Source organism: Burkholderia sp. LAS2, assembly GCF_018417615.1.
Taxonomy (GTDB): Bacteria; Pseudomonadota; Gammaproteobacteria; order Burkholderiales; family Burkholderiaceae; genus Burkholderia; species Burkholderia sola.
In genome coordinates this window covers 4,168,916-4,184,905 of record NZ_CP071052.1, presented here as the reverse complement: position 1 = coordinate 4,184,905, position 15,990 = coordinate 4,168,916, and the positions used below count along the sequence as shown (strand labels likewise).

Annotated in this window: 17 protein-coding genes; 7 read left to right on the top strand and 10 right to left on the bottom strand. The window is 69.2% G+C overall.

All coding sequences use genetic code 11. From position 1 onward, the window contains the following. Positions 1-104: 104 nt before the first annotated feature. Positions 105-1,340, bottom strand: a complete 1,236-nt coding sequence (locus tag JYG37_RS19225) for an MFS transporter (protein WP_213345726.1) — start codon at positions 1,338-1,340, stop codon at positions 105-107. 152 nt (positions 1,341-1,492) lie between these two features. On the opposite strand from JYG37_RS19225, the gene JYG37_RS19220 reads away from it, so the two are divergent. Further along, positions 1,493-1,963, top strand: a complete 471-nt coding sequence (locus tag JYG37_RS19220; protein WP_050017962.1) for a winged helix-turn-helix transcriptional regulator — start codon at positions 1,493-1,495, stop codon at positions 1,961-1,963. Positions 1,964-2,125: 162 nt separating this feature from the next. Here JYG37_RS19220 and JYG37_RS19215 read toward each other — a convergent pair whose 3' ends face one another. Continuing rightward, the gene (locus JYG37_RS19215; RefSeq protein WP_213345725.1) at positions 2,126-2,899 is read right to left on the bottom strand and encodes a helix-turn-helix transcriptional regulator; all 774 of its coding nucleotides are present in this window, start codon (positions 2,897-2,899) and stop codon (positions 2,126-2,128) included. Positions 2,900-2,924: 25 nt separating this feature from the next. Further along, complete coding sequence (locus tag JYG37_RS19210) at positions 2,925-3,266, bottom strand: FKBP-type peptidyl-prolyl cis-trans isomerase (protein WP_006479474.1); 342 nt, start codon at positions 3,264-3,266, stop codon at positions 2,925-2,927. A 593-nt stretch (positions 3,267-3,859) separates the two neighbouring features. Between JYG37_RS19210 and JYG37_RS19205 the strand changes: the two genes are divergently transcribed. Further along, positions 3,860-4,777: a metal-dependent hydrolase gene (locus JYG37_RS19205; RefSeq protein ID WP_050017978.1), complete on the top strand. Its 918-nt coding sequence runs from the start codon at positions 3,860-3,862 to the stop codon at positions 4,775-4,777. A gap of 445 nt (positions 4,778-5,222) precedes the next feature. Next, entirely contained in the window at positions 5,223-6,713 is a 1,491-nt protein-coding gene (locus JYG37_RS19200) for a sigma-54 dependent transcriptional regulator (RefSeq protein ID WP_050017964.1), read from the top strand. 28 nt (positions 6,714-6,741) lie between these two features. On the opposite strand, the gene JYG37_RS19195 is transcribed toward JYG37_RS19200, so the two are convergent. The 3 genes from JYG37_RS19195 to JYG37_RS19185 form a co-directional block, all read right to left on the bottom strand. Continuing rightward, positions 6,742-7,128 carry a GtrA family protein gene (locus JYG37_RS19195; protein ID WP_089489124.1) on the bottom strand — a complete coding sequence of 129 codons (387 nt, stop codon included), beginning with the start codon at positions 7,126-7,128 and terminating at the stop codon, positions 6,742-6,744. A gap of 582 nt (positions 7,129-7,710) precedes the next feature. After that, complete coding sequence (locus JYG37_RS19190; protein ID WP_160300535.1) at positions 7,711-8,094, bottom strand: hypothetical protein; 384 nt, start codon at positions 8,092-8,094, stop codon at positions 7,711-7,713. A 107-nt stretch (positions 8,095-8,201) separates the two neighbouring features. Beyond that, positions 8,202-8,984: an ABC transporter substrate-binding protein gene (locus JYG37_RS19185; RefSeq protein ID WP_050017967.1), complete on the bottom strand. Its 783-nt coding sequence runs from the start codon at positions 8,982-8,984 to the stop codon at positions 8,202-8,204. A 234-nt stretch (positions 8,985-9,218) separates the two neighbouring features. On the opposite strand from JYG37_RS19185, the gene JYG37_RS19180 reads away from it, so the two are divergent. Both JYG37_RS19180 and JYG37_RS19175 read left to right on the top strand, forming a co-directional pair. Beyond that, positions 9,219-9,638, top strand: coding sequence for an MbcA/ParS/Xre antitoxin family protein (locus JYG37_RS19180; RefSeq protein ID WP_050017968.1), 420 nt, complete (start codon positions 9,219-9,221; stop codon positions 9,636-9,638). A gap of 29 nt (positions 9,639-9,667) precedes the next feature. After that, the gene (locus JYG37_RS19175) at positions 9,668-10,336 is read left to right on the top strand and encodes an RES family NAD+ phosphorylase (RefSeq protein ID WP_089489125.1); all 669 of its coding nucleotides are present in this window, start codon (positions 9,668-9,670) and stop codon (positions 10,334-10,336) included. Positions 10,337-10,355: 19 nt separating this feature from the next. Here the strand turns inward: JYG37_RS19175 and JYG37_RS19170 are convergent, their stop codons facing one another. Then, on the bottom strand, positions 10,356-11,087 hold the full coding sequence (locus JYG37_RS19170) for a metallophosphoesterase (protein ID WP_124680563.1): 732 nt from the start codon (positions 11,085-11,087) through the stop codon (positions 10,356-10,358). A 137-nt stretch (positions 11,088-11,224) separates the two neighbouring features. Here JYG37_RS19170 and JYG37_RS19165 point away from each other — a divergent pair, with 137 nt between their 5' ends. Then, positions 11,225-11,878, top strand: coding sequence for a DUF1345 domain-containing protein (locus JYG37_RS19165; RefSeq protein ID WP_050017971.1), 654 nt, complete (start codon positions 11,225-11,227; stop codon positions 11,876-11,878). 6 nt (positions 11,879-11,884) lie between these two features. On the opposite strand, the gene JYG37_RS19160 is transcribed toward JYG37_RS19165, so the two are convergent. Continuing rightward, entirely contained in the window at positions 11,885-12,553 is a 669-nt protein-coding gene (locus JYG37_RS19160) for a glutathione S-transferase (protein ID WP_213346118.1), read from the bottom strand. A 97-nt stretch (positions 12,554-12,650) separates the two neighbouring features. Further along, positions 12,651-13,358, bottom strand: coding sequence for a class I SAM-dependent methyltransferase (locus tag JYG37_RS19155; protein ID WP_213345724.1), 708 nt, complete (start codon positions 13,356-13,358; stop codon positions 12,651-12,653). 313 nt (positions 13,359-13,671) lie between these two features. Between JYG37_RS19155 and JYG37_RS19150 the strand changes: the two genes are divergently transcribed. Next, positions 13,672-15,324 (top strand): DUF3459 domain-containing protein, encoded by a 1,653-nt coding sequence (locus tag JYG37_RS19150; protein WP_089489723.1) that lies wholly within the window; start codon positions 13,672-13,674, stop codon positions 15,322-15,324. Positions 15,325-15,398: 74 nt separating this feature from the next. Here JYG37_RS19150 and JYG37_RS19145 read toward each other — a convergent pair whose 3' ends face one another. Then, a complete protein-coding gene (locus JYG37_RS19145; protein WP_050017973.1) occupies positions 15,399-15,983 on the bottom strand; it encodes a thiamine phosphate synthase in 585 nt (194 codons plus the stop codon). Positions 15,984-15,990 lie beyond the last annotated feature (7 nt).

The window sequence follows — 15,990 nt, the reverse complement described above, 5'->3', positions numbered from 1 at the left end:
GCGACCGAAAGCCGGACCGGCGCGCGTGCGCGGCCGGTTCGCATGCCGGCCGCCCGTCTGGGGCGGGCCGGCTTTTCCCATTCCATCCGCACGACCGGTGCGCATCATGCGCGCCGCAGCGTCGCGGCCCATACGCCGAGCGCGGCCACGCTCACCCCCGCGCCGAGCACGCACACGCCTGTCCATCCGGCGCGCGCATACATCATCGTCGCCGCGATCGCACCGAGCCCGCTGCCGGCCGAATAAAACAGCATGTAGCAGCCGACGAGGCGCGCATGCGCGTCCGGCCGCGCGCCGAGAATCATGCTCTGGTTGACGACGTGCACGGCCTGTCCGCCGACGTCGAGCAGCACGATGCCGACGATCAGCAGCGCAATCGACGTAGTGCCGAATGCGAGCGGCAGCCACGCGCACGCGAGCAGCGCGAGTGCGGTGCCGGTCGTCGCTTCGCCGCGCCCGCGATCCGCGAGCCGGCCCGCGCGCGCGGCGGCCGCCGCACCCAGCGCGCCGACGAGGCCGAACGCGCCGATCTGCGTGTGCGACATCGCGTGCGGAGGCGCGCTCAGCGGCAGCACGAGCGCGCTCCAGAAGATGCTGAATGCCGCGAACATCAGCAGCGCGATCGTGCCGCGCACGCGCAGCACGCGTTCTTCGCGCAGCAGCGACACCATCGAGCGCAGCAGCGCCGCGTAACCGATGCGTTCGCGCGGTGCGTGCCGATCCGGCAACAGCCGCGACAGCACGACGAGCATCGCGATCGCGAGCGCACCCGATACGAGATAGACGGCCCGCCACCCGGCGATGTCGGTGACGACGCCCGCCACCGAGCGCGCGGCCAGCAGCCCGACCACGACGCCGCCCTGCGCAGCACCCACTACGCGGCCGCGTTCGCCTGCGCCGGCGAGCGCGGCCGCGCACGCGATCAGCCCTTGCGTCATCGCGGTGCCGAGCAATCCGACCGCGACCATCCCGGCCAGCAGCGCGACGCGTGTCGACGCGGCAGCCACGCCGATGCAGGCCGCGGTCAGCAGCAGAAGCTGCACGGCGATCAGGCGCTTGCGGTTCAGCAAGTCGCCGAGCGGCACGACGAACAGCAGCGCGAGCGCGCAGCCGAGCTGCGTCGCGGTGACGACGCCGCCGACGGCGGCCTGCGACACGCCGAAATCCCGCGCGATCGAATCGAGCAGCGGCTGCGCGTAGTAGACGTTCGCGACGCTCGCCGCGCAGCAGACGGCCAGGAGCGCGACGCGCGCCGACGACAGGCGGCCGCCGTCGGCCGGATGGACCGCGTCGGTTCGCGCGTTCGATGCAACGGTGCCGGAACGGCAGGATGACTCCATGGTTGCCTCACGCAATGGAGTTGCAATTTGAAACTTGTTTGGAGTGTAGGGAAAGTGGTTTTAAAATGCAACTTGTTGGGTGACGGGCCAAAGGCCCGCGCACGGATGGTCGGCATGCCTGCGAAGGCGCCGGCGCAATTGTGGAGAGGAAGATGGCCAGGCAGAAAAGTCTTGCGGATTCGGCGTGCCCGGTGGCGCGCGCGACCGATATCGTCGGCGATCGCTGGGCGTTGCTGATCGTGCGCGATGCGTTCGACGGCGTGCGCCGCTTCGGCGATTTCCGCGCGAGCCTCGGCGTCGCGAGCAACATCCTGTCCGACCGGCTGAAGCGGCTGGTGGACGCCGGCGTGTTCGACGTCGTGCCGGCGTCCGACGGCACCGCGTATCAGGAGTACGTGCTGACCAAAAAGGGCGAGGGGCTGTTTCCGGTCATCGTGATGCTGCGGCAGTGGGGCGAGGTCAACCTGTTCGCGCGCGGCGAGCCGCATTCGGTGCTGGTCGACCGCGGCACCGGGCGCGCGATCCGCAAGCTCGCGCTGCGGCACGACGACGGCCGGCCGGTGAAGGCGGCCGAGACTATCGTGAAGAAGATCGGTGACGAAGCGGGCACGACGCGTCGGTGAGCGCGGTGCGCGGCGACCATCGGCTGGACGCGCAGCGCGTTCATGCGCGGTACGGCCTCGCACGGAACGGACAGCGGCGGTCGAAGCTCATTCGGCCGTAATGCCACGGCGCGAGCGAGCGCCGCATCCGCTATCGCGGGAAAACCGGCGTCGCTGGGCCGTTCAGTGCCGTCCGCCACGCCAGCGTCCCGGCGCGACGCCGAAGCGCTTCGTGAACGCATGCGTGAACGTGCTTTGATCGGCGAAACCGACGCTGCCCGCGATGTCGACGAGCGAATGCCGGCCGTCGGCGAGCAGCACGACCGCTGCGTCGAGCCTCAGCCGCTGCAGGTAGCGATGCGGCGTTTCGCCGAACGCGTCGACGAACAGCTGATGAAACCGGCGCATCCCGTAGCCGCAGTGCGCGGCGAGATCGGCGATGCGCAGCGGATCGGCGAGCCGCGCGCGCAGCCAGCGGTCGATGCGCGCGAAATCGAGGCCCGACGCGGGCGCGGCGATGCCCGCATCGTCGAGCAGCGCGTCGCACAGGCGCGCGGCGGCCTGCCACTGGAAGCGGTGCGCGGCGGCCTGCCGTGCGTCGCCGGCCGGCGCATCGTGCTGCACGGCGGCCGCCGCGACCTGCGCGACGAGCGACGTGAGCGCCGGGTCGATCGACACGGCGCGCGCATGGTCGAACAGCCGCTGCGGCACCGCGAGCGATGCGGCGGGCAGGTCGATCACGAGCTGGCGATTGTCGCCGAGGCCCGCGTAGTCGTGGCGCGCGCCGGCCGGAATCAGCCAGGCCGCGTGCCGGTCGATGCGCCGGCCGACCCCGTCCACTGCCATCACCATCGCGCCATCGACGCCGAGCACGACCTGGTGGAAGTCGTGCACGTCCGACGCTTCGCACGTGGCGTAGCGGCGCAGCGCGATGGCGGGGGAGGCGATGCGTTCCATCCGAAGGAAGCGGCCGGATGCGGGGTCAGACGTCGAGCAGTTCGACTTCGAACACGAGCGTCGCGTTCGGCGGAATCACGCCGCCTGCGCCGCGCGGGCCGTAGCCGAGTTGCGGCGGAATCGTCAGGCGACGCACGCCGCCGACCTTCATCCCTTGCACGCCTTCGTCCCAGCCCTTGATGACCATGCCGCCGCCCAGCACGAACGCGAACGGGTCGTTACGATCCTTGCTCGAATCGAATTTCTGACCATCGGTCAGCCAGCCCGTGTAGTGGACGCTGACGGTCTTGCCGGCTTGCGCTTCCGCGCCGGTGCCTTCGGTCAGGTCTTCGTACTTGAGGCCCGATTCGGTCGTGATGACGGACATGATTTCTCCTGAAAGAGCGTGACGTAAAACCGCTATTGTAGGCGAGCGCGCAGCGGGCCGGCGCGTGCGGATTTCGCGCCGCCGTACGCGGGTCGGCAAGCGTATCGCCCAGCGTGGCGGAGCGCCGCGCGCGGGATCGCCCGACACGCCATTGGAACGCGCGTTTGAATTTTTCGCGCGTCGCGGCGCCGAGGTTGCACCACGCGAGGGCGCCGAGTGTATGAATCGATGCGACCGGCACGCGTTGCCGCAGGCTGCACGACCGTTGCCGGATTCCACGGCACGCCCGCCACACGAGGCTTGCGGGCGGGCGGCGCGGTGCCGAACCGGTTCCGGCGCGTCACCCGTACGCCAACCCGCGCGTTCGAATCGCGACCTGTCCGGGCGCCGCTCGCGCGCCGTTTTTTACGCCGTTCCGACCGTGCCCTGTTTGGAAGCGCGCATCTACCGCGCGGCTTGCGTGCGCCGGCGCGCGCGGCCTATCTTTACATCTGTCGATGTCAGGATTTGGCGGCGCGCGATGTGCCGCCCGGGCTTGCGCCGGCTGCGTCGGACGATGCGCCGGGCCGCTCCGCAACAGGAGAACGATGAACATGAAGTCAGCCGCTTCCGCCACCGCAGCCGGCATCATGCCGGTGCGTCGCGACCTGCGCTTCGACCTGCCGGTCGACCGCGCGAAGGACTGGCATGGCCTCGGGTCGCACGTGACCCATTTCTTCAACGCGCTATCGCTGCTGTTTCCGGCCGGCGAGCGTTTCTTCATGGATTCGGTGCGCCACTATCGCGACCGGATCGACGATCCGGTGCTGAGGCAGCAGGTGCTCGGCTTCATCGGCCAGGAGGCGATGCACACGCGCGAGCACGTCGAATACAACGAGCTGATGCAGGCGAACCGGCTGCCCGCGCGCAAGCTCGACAAGCGCGTGTGGACGGTGCTCGGCTACCTGAAGCGCAAGCTGCCGCATTCGATGCAGCTCGCGCACACGGTGGCGGCCGAGCACTATACGGCGATGCTCGCCGACTGGCTGCTGAGCGACCCGACGCGCCTGGCCGGTTCGGTCGAAGGCTACCGGCAGATGTGGCTGTGGCACGCGCTGGAGGAAACCGAGCACAAGGCCGTGTCGTTCGACGTGTGGAATGCCGCGATGAAGCCGGGGCTGCGCCGTTACCTGATCCGCATCGGCGTGTATCTGCTGACGACGCTGACGTTCTGGCCGACCGTGTTCCTGATCCATGTGACGCTGCTGTGGCGCGATCGCCGCGCCGGCCATCACGTGCGCGGCCTGCTGCGGGTGCTCGCGTTCCTGTACGGGCCGCGCCGCGGGCTGTTCCCGCGCATCGCCGGCGAATGGCTGAGCTTTTTCCGGCCGGGCTTCCACCCGTGGGATCACGACAATCGCCACCATCTCGCGCGGGTCGACGCGCTGGCCGCCCGCTACGGCCAACACGGCGGCACGCCGGCCGGCCGCGGCCGCGCGAACGCGCCGGCGCCGCTCGCGTCGGGCCGCTGACCGGGCCACCCGCCGCACGGCGGGGCGCCGCGCATGTTGCGTGCGTGCATCATCTGACTGCTTCCGACGATTGACGCAAATCAACCGGAACCGGTTGCCCGGGCGCCCGCTTGCCTGGCCGAGCGGTTGCGCACGCATGCGCCGGCACGCCGATCAGACGTGCGCCGCGTCGCGCGCAATCGCCGCGCGCCAGCGCCGGCGCGGCTGTGCGCGCACGGCGCCGGCCCTTTCCACTCGCGCGCCGTGCCCGCCTCCGGGATAACACCCATCCAGCCGCAGGCCGGCCGCATCGATATACCGTTCATGGCAACGTCGACCGCCGGCGCGATTCATGCGCAGGGGGATTTTATTCGGACGGAAATACGGCCAATATGTCGGTTCGATCGTGTCCGTCGTACGCGGCGGTGAGCCGGCGCGCGATACCAACGCCAAGCGGGGAACAACGATGGTTGCAAGGTCACCCGACGCAAACGGGCAGGCGGCGCCCGAGATGACGGACGTGTCCGTCACCGCTCCCGAGGCCGGACGCAAGCTGTTCGTGATCATGCGCACGCCCGACGAGCCGTTGCTCGCACAACTGCGCGGGCTCGGCTGGGAGATCGCGGTCGCGAAGACGGCCGGCGCCGCGCAGAACATGACCTCCGGCGTGAGCGTGGCCGCCGGGCTGGTCGATTTCACCGGGTTCACGTCGCGCGACTATCCCGCGCTGAAGATGTGCCTGAGCCAGCCGGCAATCGGCTGGATTTCCATCGCGCAGGCCGGCATCACGATCGGCCCCGCCGTGCGCGAACTGATCCGCAGCTATTGTTTCGACTACGTGACGCTGCCGCTGCCGTACGAATGGATTTCGCACGTGCTCGGCCATGCGCGCGGGATGGCCGCGCTCGATCGCGTCGACGGCGCCGCCTATGCGGCGTCGATCGGCGAACACGGGATGATCGGCAATTGCGAGGCGATGCAGCAGTTGTTCAGCACGATCCGCAAGGTCGCGAAGACCGACGCGAGCGTGTTCATCTCGGGCGAGTCGGGCACCGGCAAGGAACTCACGGCGCTCGCGATTCACGAGCGCTCCGGCCGCGGCAAGGGGCCGTTCGTCGCGATCAATTGCGGCGCGATTCCGCATCACCTGCTGCAGTCGGAGCTGTTCGGCTATGAACGCGGCGCGTTCACCGGCGCGAACCAGCGGCGCGCGGGCCGGATCGAATCGGCGAACGGCGGCACGCTGTTTCTCGACGAGATCGGCGACATGCCGGTCGAAAGCCAGGCGAGCCTGCTGCGCTTCCTGCAGGAAGGCAAGATCGAGCGGCTCGGCGGGCAGGAATCGATCGCGGTCGACGTGCGGATCATCTCGGCCACGCACGTCGATCTCGACGGCGCGGTCGAGGCCGGGCGCTTCCGCGCGGATCTCTATCACCGGCTGTGCGTGCTGCGCATCCACGAGCCGCCGCTGCGCGCGCGGGGCAAGGACATCGACATCCTCGCGCACTACGTGCTGCAGAAATTCAAGGCCGACAGCGGTCGCAAGATCAGCGGCTTCACGTCGGCCGCGCTCGACGCGATGCGGCGCTACGAATGGCCCGGCAACGTGCGCGAACTGATCAACCGCGTGCGGCGCGCGATCGTGATGGCCGAGAGCCGGCTGCTGACGCCGCACGATCTCGGGCTCGAGACGCCCGGGGAAACCGAACCGGTGACGCTCGAACAGGCGCGGTCGCTGGCCGAGCGCACCGCGATCGAGAACGCGCTGCTGCGCAACGACCACCGGATCAACAAGGCCGCCGCCGAACTCGGCATTTCACGCGTGACGCTCTACCGGATGATGATCGAGCACGGGCTGAACGATCACGACAACACCGGCGGCAACGGCGGGAATGGCGACAGCGGCGGGCACGACGGCGCGCCGTCGGACGACGCGGGGCATCAGCGGGTCGGATGAGCGGCGCGCGCGATGCGTGCGGCGCGGCTCACCGATAGGTCCACAGCCGATGCAGCACGAACGTGACGGGCGGCACGCACAGCACGACCGCGACGATGCTCCATGCGCGGGCGAGCCCGAGCGCGTCGGTTGCGTGCGCCAGCAGCATCGTCGCGGCGAGGCCGGCCATCGCGACCGCGAGAAAGCGCACGAAGTTGCCCCACGTCACCGGCGACGAAAAACTCCACAGCGTGTTGGCGAGATACGAGAACGCGGTCGAACAGACGAACGCGGTCGCGTTCGCGATGACGGGCGTCGCGTCGAACAGCGCGAACATCGCGGCGGCGATCAGCGCATGCAGCGCGGTCGAGCCCAGGCCCGACACGCCGAAGCGGATCAGTCTCGCGCGCTCGGCGGCATGGAAGGTACGGATCATCGTGGGCGGGGGGCGCGAGGTTGCGTGAAATCGCGTGAAGCGGTGTCGCAGTATAGCCATGCGATCGGCCGCCGCGTCCAGCGTCCGGCAGCGACGGGCGGTGCGTCTTGCCGCAGCCGGGCATGTAAAGCGCATGAAACATTTCGCGTTGGCCCCCACGCGAATTTCCGCGACGAACCGGGTCGATCGGCCAGTCCGCCGCCGGTAAAAATTCCGCGCTCCATTGTTCAGCCTTATTCCGCAAGGCCCCGCCGTTGCGCGGCCGGCGCGTGCCGCGGCGCCGATGTTTCAGTTTCGTAACTTCCGGCATTCCGCGCCCGTTCCGGCCGCCAGCCGGTTCGGTCACCGCCTTGTCCGGCCGGGCTTGCGCAGCGCTGGCCCGCTCCTTGCGATGAAGGGCATGCGAGAGTCGACGGCGCGAGATCCGTCCGGTCAGGCAGCGAAAGCCGCCGCGATCGACCAGGATGCAGTCCGCGGGGATGCGGCGGCCGGGCGCGGTGCAGCGGGCCGCGTCACGGCGAGCAGGAAACGTCGTCGCCCGATCGCCGGGGCATCGGCATCGTCCGGTTGCCGGAACAAACATCAGACAGCAAACGGGGTAGAAAAATGATCGATCATCACACGCCGCGGTCCGCAGGCCGCGATCGCAGTGATTCGGGACATCGCCGCTCGAACGTCGCGCTTGCGGCCGACCGGCATGCGACGACAGGCCATCTCTCCGCGCCCGGTGCGAGGCGGATCCGGCTGCTTGCCGGTCATCCGCGCCGGGTCGGCACTTTCCTGCACGCGAATCCGATCCGCATGGGCATGTGCACACGGGCGCCGATACCGCGACGTCCGATCTTCGCCTATTGACGCGAGCGGCACGACGTTCGTTCGCACGGCCATCATTTCCGCGAACGATTGATCCGTTATCCGAACGATGGTCGACGCATCGTGCTGCACGCGATGCAGGAAGACAGGCATTCGATGCAACGGCGAACCACGCGCCGCCGTTGCCATCCGGTTGAAGGGGAGGGGCGGTCGGACGCGCGCGACGGAAGCAGTAATCCGTACGCGCGCGACGCCGTTTTTCAACCGCCGTAGATGTCGAAGTCGAAGTACTTCGACGCGAGCCGCTTGTAGGTGCCGTCCTTGACCATGTCGGCGATCGCGCGGTCGATCTTCGCCTTCAGGTCGGTGTCCTCCTGGCGCAGGCCGATGCCGGCGCCGATGCCGAGCACCTTTTCGTCGACGAGCTCGGGCCCGACGAACGTGTAGTTCGCGCCGCGCGGCGATTTCAGGAATCCGATCGCGGCCTGCACTTCATCCTGGAGCGCCGCGTCGAGGCGCCCGGCGATCAGGTCGGCATACACGCCGTCCTGGTTCTGGTACGACACGACGTTCGCGCCTTGCTTGCCCCAGTACGCCTTCGCATACGTCTCCTGCGTCGTGCCCTGCTCGACGCCGATCGATTTGCCCTTCAGCGATTCGGCGGTCGGCAGCAGCGACGAGCCTTTCTTCACGACGAGCCGCGTCGGCTGGTTGTAGATCTTCGTCGTGAAGCCGATCTGCTGCGCGCGCTGCGGCGTGATCGACATCGACGACAGCACCGCGTCGAACTTCTTCGCTTTCAGCGCCGGAATCATCCCGTCGAAATCGTTCTCGAGCCACACGCATTTCGCTTTCAGGCGCGCGCAGATCTCGTTGCCGAGATCGATGTCGAAGCCGACGAGCTTGCCGTCCGGCGCCTTCGACTCGAACGGCGCGTAGCTGGCGTCGGTGCCGAAGCGGATCGTGGTCCAGTCCTTCGCGACGGCGGGGCCTGCGGATACCGCGAGCAGGGCGATCGAAACGGCGGCAATCAGTCTCTTCATGGTGCGTTCCTTGGCGTGGTGCATCCGGGTTCTGGGCGACACGGTTTCCACGGACACGGCCCGCGCCGTGACGCGGTGTCCGCACGGCCATTAACGCAGAAAATAAAATAAGAGTCCAGAATGGACAAAAAATATCGATTGAGCGGATCGGTGTGACGATCGATGGGTGCGACCCTTGCAAAAATACGAGAATGGACTAATCTTGTTAGTAAATTCGTTTCGAGACTAACGATCATGTCACAGCCCGCGTACGAGTCGCATTCCGCCGTGCCGCACGCTTCGGTCGCGCAGATGTCGGCCGCCGGCCTGCGCGCGTTTTTCAACATCGCGCGCGACTGGGAACTGACGATCGACGAGCAGATCGTGCTGCTCGGGTCGCCTGGCCGCTCGACGTTCTTCAAGTGGAAGGCCGCGCCGGAATCGGCCCGCCTGCCGCGCGATACGCTCGAGCGGCTATCGCTGTTGCTCGGCATCTACAAGGCGTTGCAGATCCTGCTGCCGCAGCCGGCCGCGGCCGATGCATGGGTCAAGCGGCCCAACGACGCGGCGCCGTTCGGCGGCAAGCGTGCGCTCGACCGGATGCTGGCCGGCAACGTCGGCGATCTGGTGGCCGTCCGGCAATATCTCGACGCGATGCGGGGTGGCTGGGCGTGACGACACCGATCGAAGTCACCCGGTGGCCCATGACCACCGTCGACTGGGCGCCAGCCTATCGCGTGATTCCCACCCGTTTTCCGGCCATCAACCTGTTCGACCGCGTCGCGTCGGCGGACGATTTCGACGCGCTCTACGCACTCGAATCGCTGACCAACGACCGCATCCGCAACGAAGTCGGCACGCTCGACCTCGTGCCGCCGGCCGAGCGCCGCTACGGGCAGGGCTGGGGGCCGATCATGGCCGCGTTCACGCACCTGAATCCGCTGGGCAGCCGTTTTTCGGACGGCAGCTACGGCGTGTTCTACTGCACGCGCTCGCGCGACACGGCGATCGCCGAAACGCGCTATCACAGCGGGCTGTTCCTCGCCGCGACGAAGGAGCCGCCGATGCGCCAGCAGATGCGGCTCTATACCGTGTTCGCGCATGGCGACGTCGCCGACGTGCGCACGTGGCCGCAGCGCGATCCCGCGTTGCTGGACCCGGTCGACTACGGCGCGGGGCAGGCGTTCGGCCGCGCGGTGCGCCATGCCGGCGGCGCGGGGATCGTCTATCCGTCGGTGCGCGATCCGCGCGGCGAGTGTCTGGCCGCGTTCCGCACGACGCTGCTGCGCGACTGCCAGCATGCGGCTTATCTCGAATACAACTGGAACGGCTCGGCCGTCGATGCGGTGTTCGAACTGAATCAGGTCGGCTAGCGTTCGCTTGGCCGGCGCGTCAGGGCAGCGCCCAGTCGCCCGCGTGGCGCTCGCGCGCTTTGGCCTGCGTCATCGACCACGTGCGGCCGGTGCGCGGCTCGGCGAGCGTGAGCCGCCCGGCCGGCGCGAACGCACCCGTGTCGATGAACCATTGCGCGCCGATCCGCTGCGGCTCACGCACCGGCGTGTGTCCGGTGCAGGTCAGCGACAGCCCGGCCTGCAGCGCCGGATCGGCGAGCCCCTGGACGAGATCGCGGCCCCAGATCAGCCGCTCGCGCACGTCGTGCGGATAGCTGCCGGTATCGAGATCCGCGTCCGAGCCGAAGAATTCCGCATGCAGCACGTTGAAGCGCGCGGGGCCGTCGCCGATCACGCGCACGAGCGGCAGTGCGTCGACGCGCGCCGCATGCGCGCGCAGCCGTTCCGGCGGCAGGTCGGCGCCCCAGTCGCCGCCGATCCCGCGCCATGCGTCGGGCGGCAGCTTGCCGCGCGCGACGAGGCTCAGCACTTCCTCGTGATTGCCGCGCACGACGTGGCACCACGGCCGGTCGAGCAGGTCGAGCGCGGTGTCGGAGGCCGGGCCGCGGTCGACGAGATCGCCGACCGAGAACAGCCGGTCGCGGGCCGGATCGAAGCGGACGTCGTGCAGCAGCGCGCGCAGCACGTCGACGCAGCCGTGCAGGTCGCCGACGACGAAGTCGCGGCCGGCCGTGTTCGCGGGATGGCGGCAGAGCAGGGCGGTGGCGGTCATTCCGTTATCTTAGGCGCTCCTTGGGCGCGCGCGCCCATCGCCACGTCACGACGGAATGAGGATAATCGGGGCGCGTTGCGCGCCGGCGCTGCCGCGCGCGCGGCCGAACCCTTTCCATCCGCTTTCGGAATCACACGATGACGCTTTATCCGCAGGTATTACGCAACCGGCCGCGCATGGTCGCGGCGTTCGTCGCCGGCGTGCTGTGCGCGGTGCTGCTGCCGCTTCCGCTGCGAGCCACCGCGCGGGCACTGATCGGCTGGGATTGCGCGGTCTGGTTGTATCTGGTGTTGATGTGGGTGCGCATGGTCACCGCGCATCATCACAAGGTGCGCGAAGTCGCGATCCGCGAGGACGAAAACGCGACGACCGTGCTGACCGTCGTGTGCCTTGCGACCGTCGCGAGCGTGGCCGCGATCGCGATCGAGCTCGCGACCGCCAAGAGCGTCGGCTTTCGCGCGGGGCTCAGCCACTACGCGATTACGGGCGCGACGCTGTTCGGCGCGTGGTTCCTGATCCCGACGATCTTCACGCTGCACTACGCGCGGCTCTATTACGGCTCGCCGAGCAGCGACCGCGCGCTCCGTTTCCCGGACCGGAACCCGGAGCCCGATTACTGGGATTTCCTGTATTTCGCGTTCACGATCGCGGTCGCGTCGCAGACGGCCGACGTGTCGCTCGCGAATCGTTCCGCGCGGCGCTCGGTGCTCGCGCAATCGATCCTGTCGTTCTACTTCAACATGGCTGTGCTCGGCTTGTCGATCAACGTCGCGGCGGGGCTGCTGAGCTGACGCCGGTTATTTGAGCAGATCGTACCGGCCGCCGCGTTCCAGCGCCCGCTGGTACGCAGGCCGCGCATGGATCGTGTCGAGAAAGCGCGCGATCGCCGGATACCGGCTGCCGCCGCCGCGCGCGGTCGCGGCTTCGAGCGGAAAGCTCATCTGGATGTCGGCCGCGCTGAAGCCGTCGCCGACGAACCAGCCACTGCGCGCCAGCGTGCCGTCGACATGGCCGAGATGCAGGTCGATCTGCGGATCGACGAATCCCGACTGCAGCGTCGCGGCGATCTTGCGCGCGATCGGCCGCGCGAAGAACGGCATCGGCGCATGCGCGATCCGCAGCGCGACGAGCTTGAGCAGCAGCGGCGGCATCGCCGACCCTTCCGCGTAGTGCAGCCAGTACGTGTAGTCGTGCCGCGCGGGCGCGCCGCGCGGCGGCGCGAGACGCCCGTCGCCGTAGCGGTCGACCAGGTATTCGATGATCGCGCCCGATTCGGCGAAGGTGCGGCCGTCGTCGGTCACGACGGGCGACTTGCCGAGCGGATGGATCGCGCGCAATTCGGCCGGCGCGAGCATCGTTTTCGGATCGCGTTCATAGCGCACGATCTCGTACGGCACATCCAGTTCTTCGAGCAGCCAGAGCACGCGCTGCGAACGCGAGTTGTTCAGGTGATGGACGGTGAGCATGTCGAGGCCGGAAGGGGGCGGGAACGACATCATACCGAGCGCATCCGTTGCGCACGCAAATAGCGTTGCGCGCGCCGTTTCGTGCCGCGCCGAACCGTCATGCGCGCCGCACCGCGATCCACGCGCCCCAGAACAGGCTCGCGAAAAAACGCAGCGGCGCGTCGAACCCCGCGTCGCGCAGCAGCGCGAACACGGCTTCCTCGGACGCGGGCGGATCGGCGCCCTGCAGGATCTTCGCGAGTTGCGCACGCACGGCGTCGGGCGTGGCGCCTTTCATGCGCCAGCGCTGCTGCCACGCGTCGAGCAGGCGCGGGTGGTCCGCGTAGCGGCGATGGTTGCCGGCGAGCACGAGCGGCGCGCCGGGCTTCAGGCGTCGCGCGATCGCGTGCAGCAGCGCGGCCTTCGCGTCGTCGCCCGGCACGTGATGCAGCACGCCGATCAGCGTCGCGCCGTCGAACGCGGGCACGTCGGGCAACGCGTCGACGCCGTCCTCGACGAACGCCGTACGCGCGCCGAAACCCGCGGCTTCGACGTTCGAGCGCGCAAGCGCGAGCATCGGCGCGGACGGGTCGACGGCCGTGAACCGCCAGCCCGGTTCGAGCGCGGCCGCGACGCAGATTTCCTGGCCCGTGCCGCCCGCGCCCGCGACGAGCATCCGGGCATCGGCAGTACCCATCGCCGACGCGAGCATGCATGCGGTGAGTTCGTGGCACGCATCGTAGCCGGCGAGCGCGATGCGCGATTGCTCGGCGTATTCGTGTGCGCGTGACGGATCGAATTTCGCGGCGCTGGCGGGAAGCGACATGGCAGGTCCTCGGATCGGGGCGGACGACATGTCCGCGAACAGGACGCAGAGCGTATGTGCGCGCGGCCGGCGCAACAAGACGAGCAATCATTCCGGTATGCAGACTACCCGACTCGTCGGCGCGTGCCGGCCGGTTTCCCGTGCGATTTTCCAAGGGTCGATTCGCATTTAAAAATGTCTGACTACGATGCATCGACGTGGCGAATCCGGCGCATACTCGGTGCTCTCCCCCCGCCTGGCCTTCGCATGCCGGGCCCCGATGCGCTGCGCCATCGGCGCGGCCATGCCGCTCGGTACGCACGAGGAGCGCATGATGTCCGATTGTCCGCACGATCCGTACGCGCAGCACTACATCCATTGTTTGCCGTTTGGCGCGCAGCCCTGCGGCGCGCTGTGCACGACGCCGCGCACGCATTTCCGCGTGTGGGCGCCCGGCAGCACCCACGTCGAGCTCGAACTCGATACCGGCTACGGCCCGATGCTCGTCCCGATGACGAGCGCCGGCCCGAACTGGTTCGAGGTCTTCGTCGACTGCGGCGCGGGCGCACGTTACCGCTATCGTCTCGACGACACCGTATCGATTCCCGATCCCGCGTCGCGCTCGCAGCCCGACGGGCTCGACGGCCCGAGCGAGGTCGTCGATCCGCGCGCGTTCACGTGGCGCAATACGTTCTGGCACGGGCGCGCGTGGGAAGACATCGCGCTCTACGCGATCCGCCCGCACGCGGTGGGCGGCTTCGACGGCGTGCGCCGCCGGCTGCCGCAACTCGCGCGCCTCGGCGTGACCGCGCTGGAGCTGCTCGCGTCGCCGCACGACAGCCTGCCGTTCGCGCCGCTCGCGGCCGAAGGCGGCCCCGACGCGCTGAAGGCACTGATCGACGCTGCGCACGGCTACGGTCTCGCGGTGCTGCTGGAACTCGACTACGCGCGCTTCGGCAGCGGCACCGACGCGCTGCGCCACTACGCGGGGCCGTTCTTCCATACGCGCGACGATCCGCTGCAGGCCGCGCCGCTCGCGCTCGATCATCCGGAAGTTTGCGATTTCTTCTGCGACAACGCGCTGTACTGGATCGACGAATACCGCTGCGACGGGCTGCGCCTGCGCGAAGCCGACCGGATCGGCGTGTCGTGGCTGCGCGAGATCGCGGATCGCGTGCGCGCCGCCGTGCCGGCCGACCGGCTGATCCACCTCGTGCTCGGCAGCGAGCGGCATCCGGCGCATCTCGCCGATACCCATTTCGATGCGCAGTGGAACGGCTGCGGCGAACGCGCGCTGCACCGGCTCACCGGGCGCGACACGTCGGCTCATGAAGGCATTTCCACGCACCAGTCGATTCACACGCTCGCCCGCGCGCTGACCGCGGCCGGCGCGGCGTACCAGCCGGCCGCATCGGCGGACGGGATGGCCGCCGACAGCGGACTGTCGCTGACGTCGCTCGTACTGTCCGACGGCGCATGGCGCGACAGCGGCCCGGGCGATCACGGGCAGGCGGCCGGCTTGGCCGCGCTCGCGCTGTCGCTGCTCACGCCGCAGATCCCGCTGATCTTCGACGAAACCGCGCGCGACATCGACCGTGCGCATTTCGTGCAGTCGGCGCTCGCGGTGCGCGCGAAGCTGATCGCGCCGAGGCTGTCCGATTGCCGGCCACAGGCAGCCCATGCGCTCAAGGCGGACGGCGACGGCGATGCCGACGCGCTGTGCGCATCATGGCGGCTCGCCGACGACGAGACGTTGACGATCGCGTTGAACCTGTCGCCCGATGCGGTGCCGTTCGACGCACCGGTCGGGCGGGTGGTGTTCGAGACGCCGGCACGCGCGCGCGACCGGGTCGAGGAAGGGGAGTTGCCGCCGTATTCGCTCGTCGCGTGGCTGACGGGCGACGTCAATCGCTACGCGCTGACGCACGACGTGCGTCGCCTCGACGACGGTTCATGGCGCGGCAGGCGTCCGAACCTGAACGCATGAGCCGATGAACGCGTGAGGCGGCGTGGCGGGGCGGTAAGCGATCGTGCGCGGCCGCGCTGCCGGAAAGCGCCGAATTACCAGAACCCGCGAATGCCCGCGATGCCGTACGCGCCGTGACGGCGCGCATCGTCGAGGTGCGCGCGCGTCATGCCGCCGAGCGCGAACACGGGCATCGCGGCCTGTGCGGCCAGCGCGTCGAATCGCGCCCAGCCGAGCGCTGGCGCACCGGGGTGGCTGAGCGTCGGCAGCACCGGCGACAGCGTGACGAAATCCGCGCCGGCGCGCGCGGCCAGCAGCAGATCGTCTTCCGAGTGGCACGCCGCGGACACCCAGCGTCCGGCCGGCAGCGGCCGCTGCACGGCGGCGCGCAACGCGGCGCCGTCGAGATGCCAGCCGGCGCCGTCGAGCCGCATCACGCCGGCTGCCTCGATCGGGCCGTTCAGCATCAGATGCGCGCCGGCCGCGTCGCAGCGCGCGAGCGCCGCGGCGGCCAGCGACGCGAACGCGGCCGCGTCGAACGATTTCACGCGCAGTTGCACGAGCGTTTCGCCGCGCGCGAGCACGGCCGACAGCCGGTCGAGGAACGCGGCCCGATCGGCCGCCGACGCGGACGCCGGTTCCGGCGTGATCACGCAGCAGCGCGGCAGCGGCCCATTCATCGCGCGA

What these genes read in the sequence shown, in the direction of transcription:
- JYG37_RS19225 (WP_213345726.1), bottom strand. Translation starts at nt 1,340, where the DNA reads ATGGAGTCATCCTGCCGTTCCGGCACCGTTGCATCGAACGCGCGAACC.
- JYG37_RS19220 (WP_050017962.1), top strand. Translation starts at nt 1,493, where the DNA reads ATGGCCAGGCAGAAAAGTCTTGCGGATTCGGCGTGCCCGGTGGCGCGC.
- JYG37_RS19215 (WP_213345725.1), bottom strand. Translation starts at nt 2,899, where the DNA reads ATGGAACGCATCGCCTCCCCCGCCATCGCGCTGCGCCGCTACGCCACG.
- JYG37_RS19210 (WP_006479474.1), bottom strand. Translation starts at nt 3,266, where the DNA reads ATGTCCGTCATCACGACCGAATCGGGCCTCAAGTACGAAGACCTGACC.
- JYG37_RS19205 (WP_050017978.1), top strand. Translation starts at nt 3,860, where the DNA reads ATGAAGTCAGCCGCTTCCGCCACCGCAGCCGGCATCATGCCGGTGCGT.
- JYG37_RS19200 (WP_050017964.1), top strand. Translation starts at nt 5,223, where the DNA reads ATGGTTGCAAGGTCACCCGACGCAAACGGGCAGGCGGCGCCCGAGATG.
- JYG37_RS19195 (WP_089489124.1), bottom strand. Translation starts at nt 7,128, where the DNA reads ATGATCCGTACCTTCCATGCCGCCGAGCGCGCGAGACTGATCCGCTTC.
- JYG37_RS19190 (WP_160300535.1), bottom strand. Translation starts at nt 8,094, where the DNA reads ATGCCTGTCTTCCTGCATCGCGTGCAGCACGATGCGTCGACCATCGTT.
- JYG37_RS19185 (WP_050017967.1), bottom strand. Translation starts at nt 8,984, where the DNA reads ATGAAGAGACTGATTGCCGCCGTTTCGATCGCCCTGCTCGCGGTATCC.
- JYG37_RS19180 (WP_050017968.1), top strand. Translation starts at nt 9,219, where the DNA reads ATGTCACAGCCCGCGTACGAGTCGCATTCCGCCGTGCCGCACGCTTCG.
- JYG37_RS19175 (WP_089489125.1), top strand. Translation starts at nt 9,668, where the DNA reads ATGACCACCGTCGACTGGGCGCCAGCCTATCGCGTGATTCCCACCCGT.
- JYG37_RS19170 (WP_124680563.1), bottom strand. Translation starts at nt 11,087, where the DNA reads ATGACCGCCACCGCCCTGCTCTGCCGCCATCCCGCGAACACGGCCGGC.
- JYG37_RS19165 (WP_050017971.1), top strand. Translation starts at nt 11,225, where the DNA reads ATGACGCTTTATCCGCAGGTATTACGCAACCGGCCGCGCATGGTCGCG.
- JYG37_RS19160 (WP_213346118.1), bottom strand. Translation starts at nt 12,553, where the DNA reads ATGCTCACCGTCCATCACCTGAACAACTCGCGTTCGCAGCGCGTGCTC.
- JYG37_RS19155 (WP_213345724.1), bottom strand. Translation starts at nt 13,358, where the DNA reads ATGTCGCTTCCCGCCAGCGCCGCGAAATTCGATCCGTCACGCGCACAC.
- JYG37_RS19150 (WP_089489723.1), top strand. Translation starts at nt 13,672, where the DNA reads ATGTCCGATTGTCCGCACGATCCGTACGCGCAGCACTACATCCATTGT.
- JYG37_RS19145 (WP_050017973.1), bottom strand. Translation starts at nt 15,983, where the DNA reads ATGAATGGGCCGCTGCCGCGCTGCTGCGTGATCACGCCGGAACCGGCG.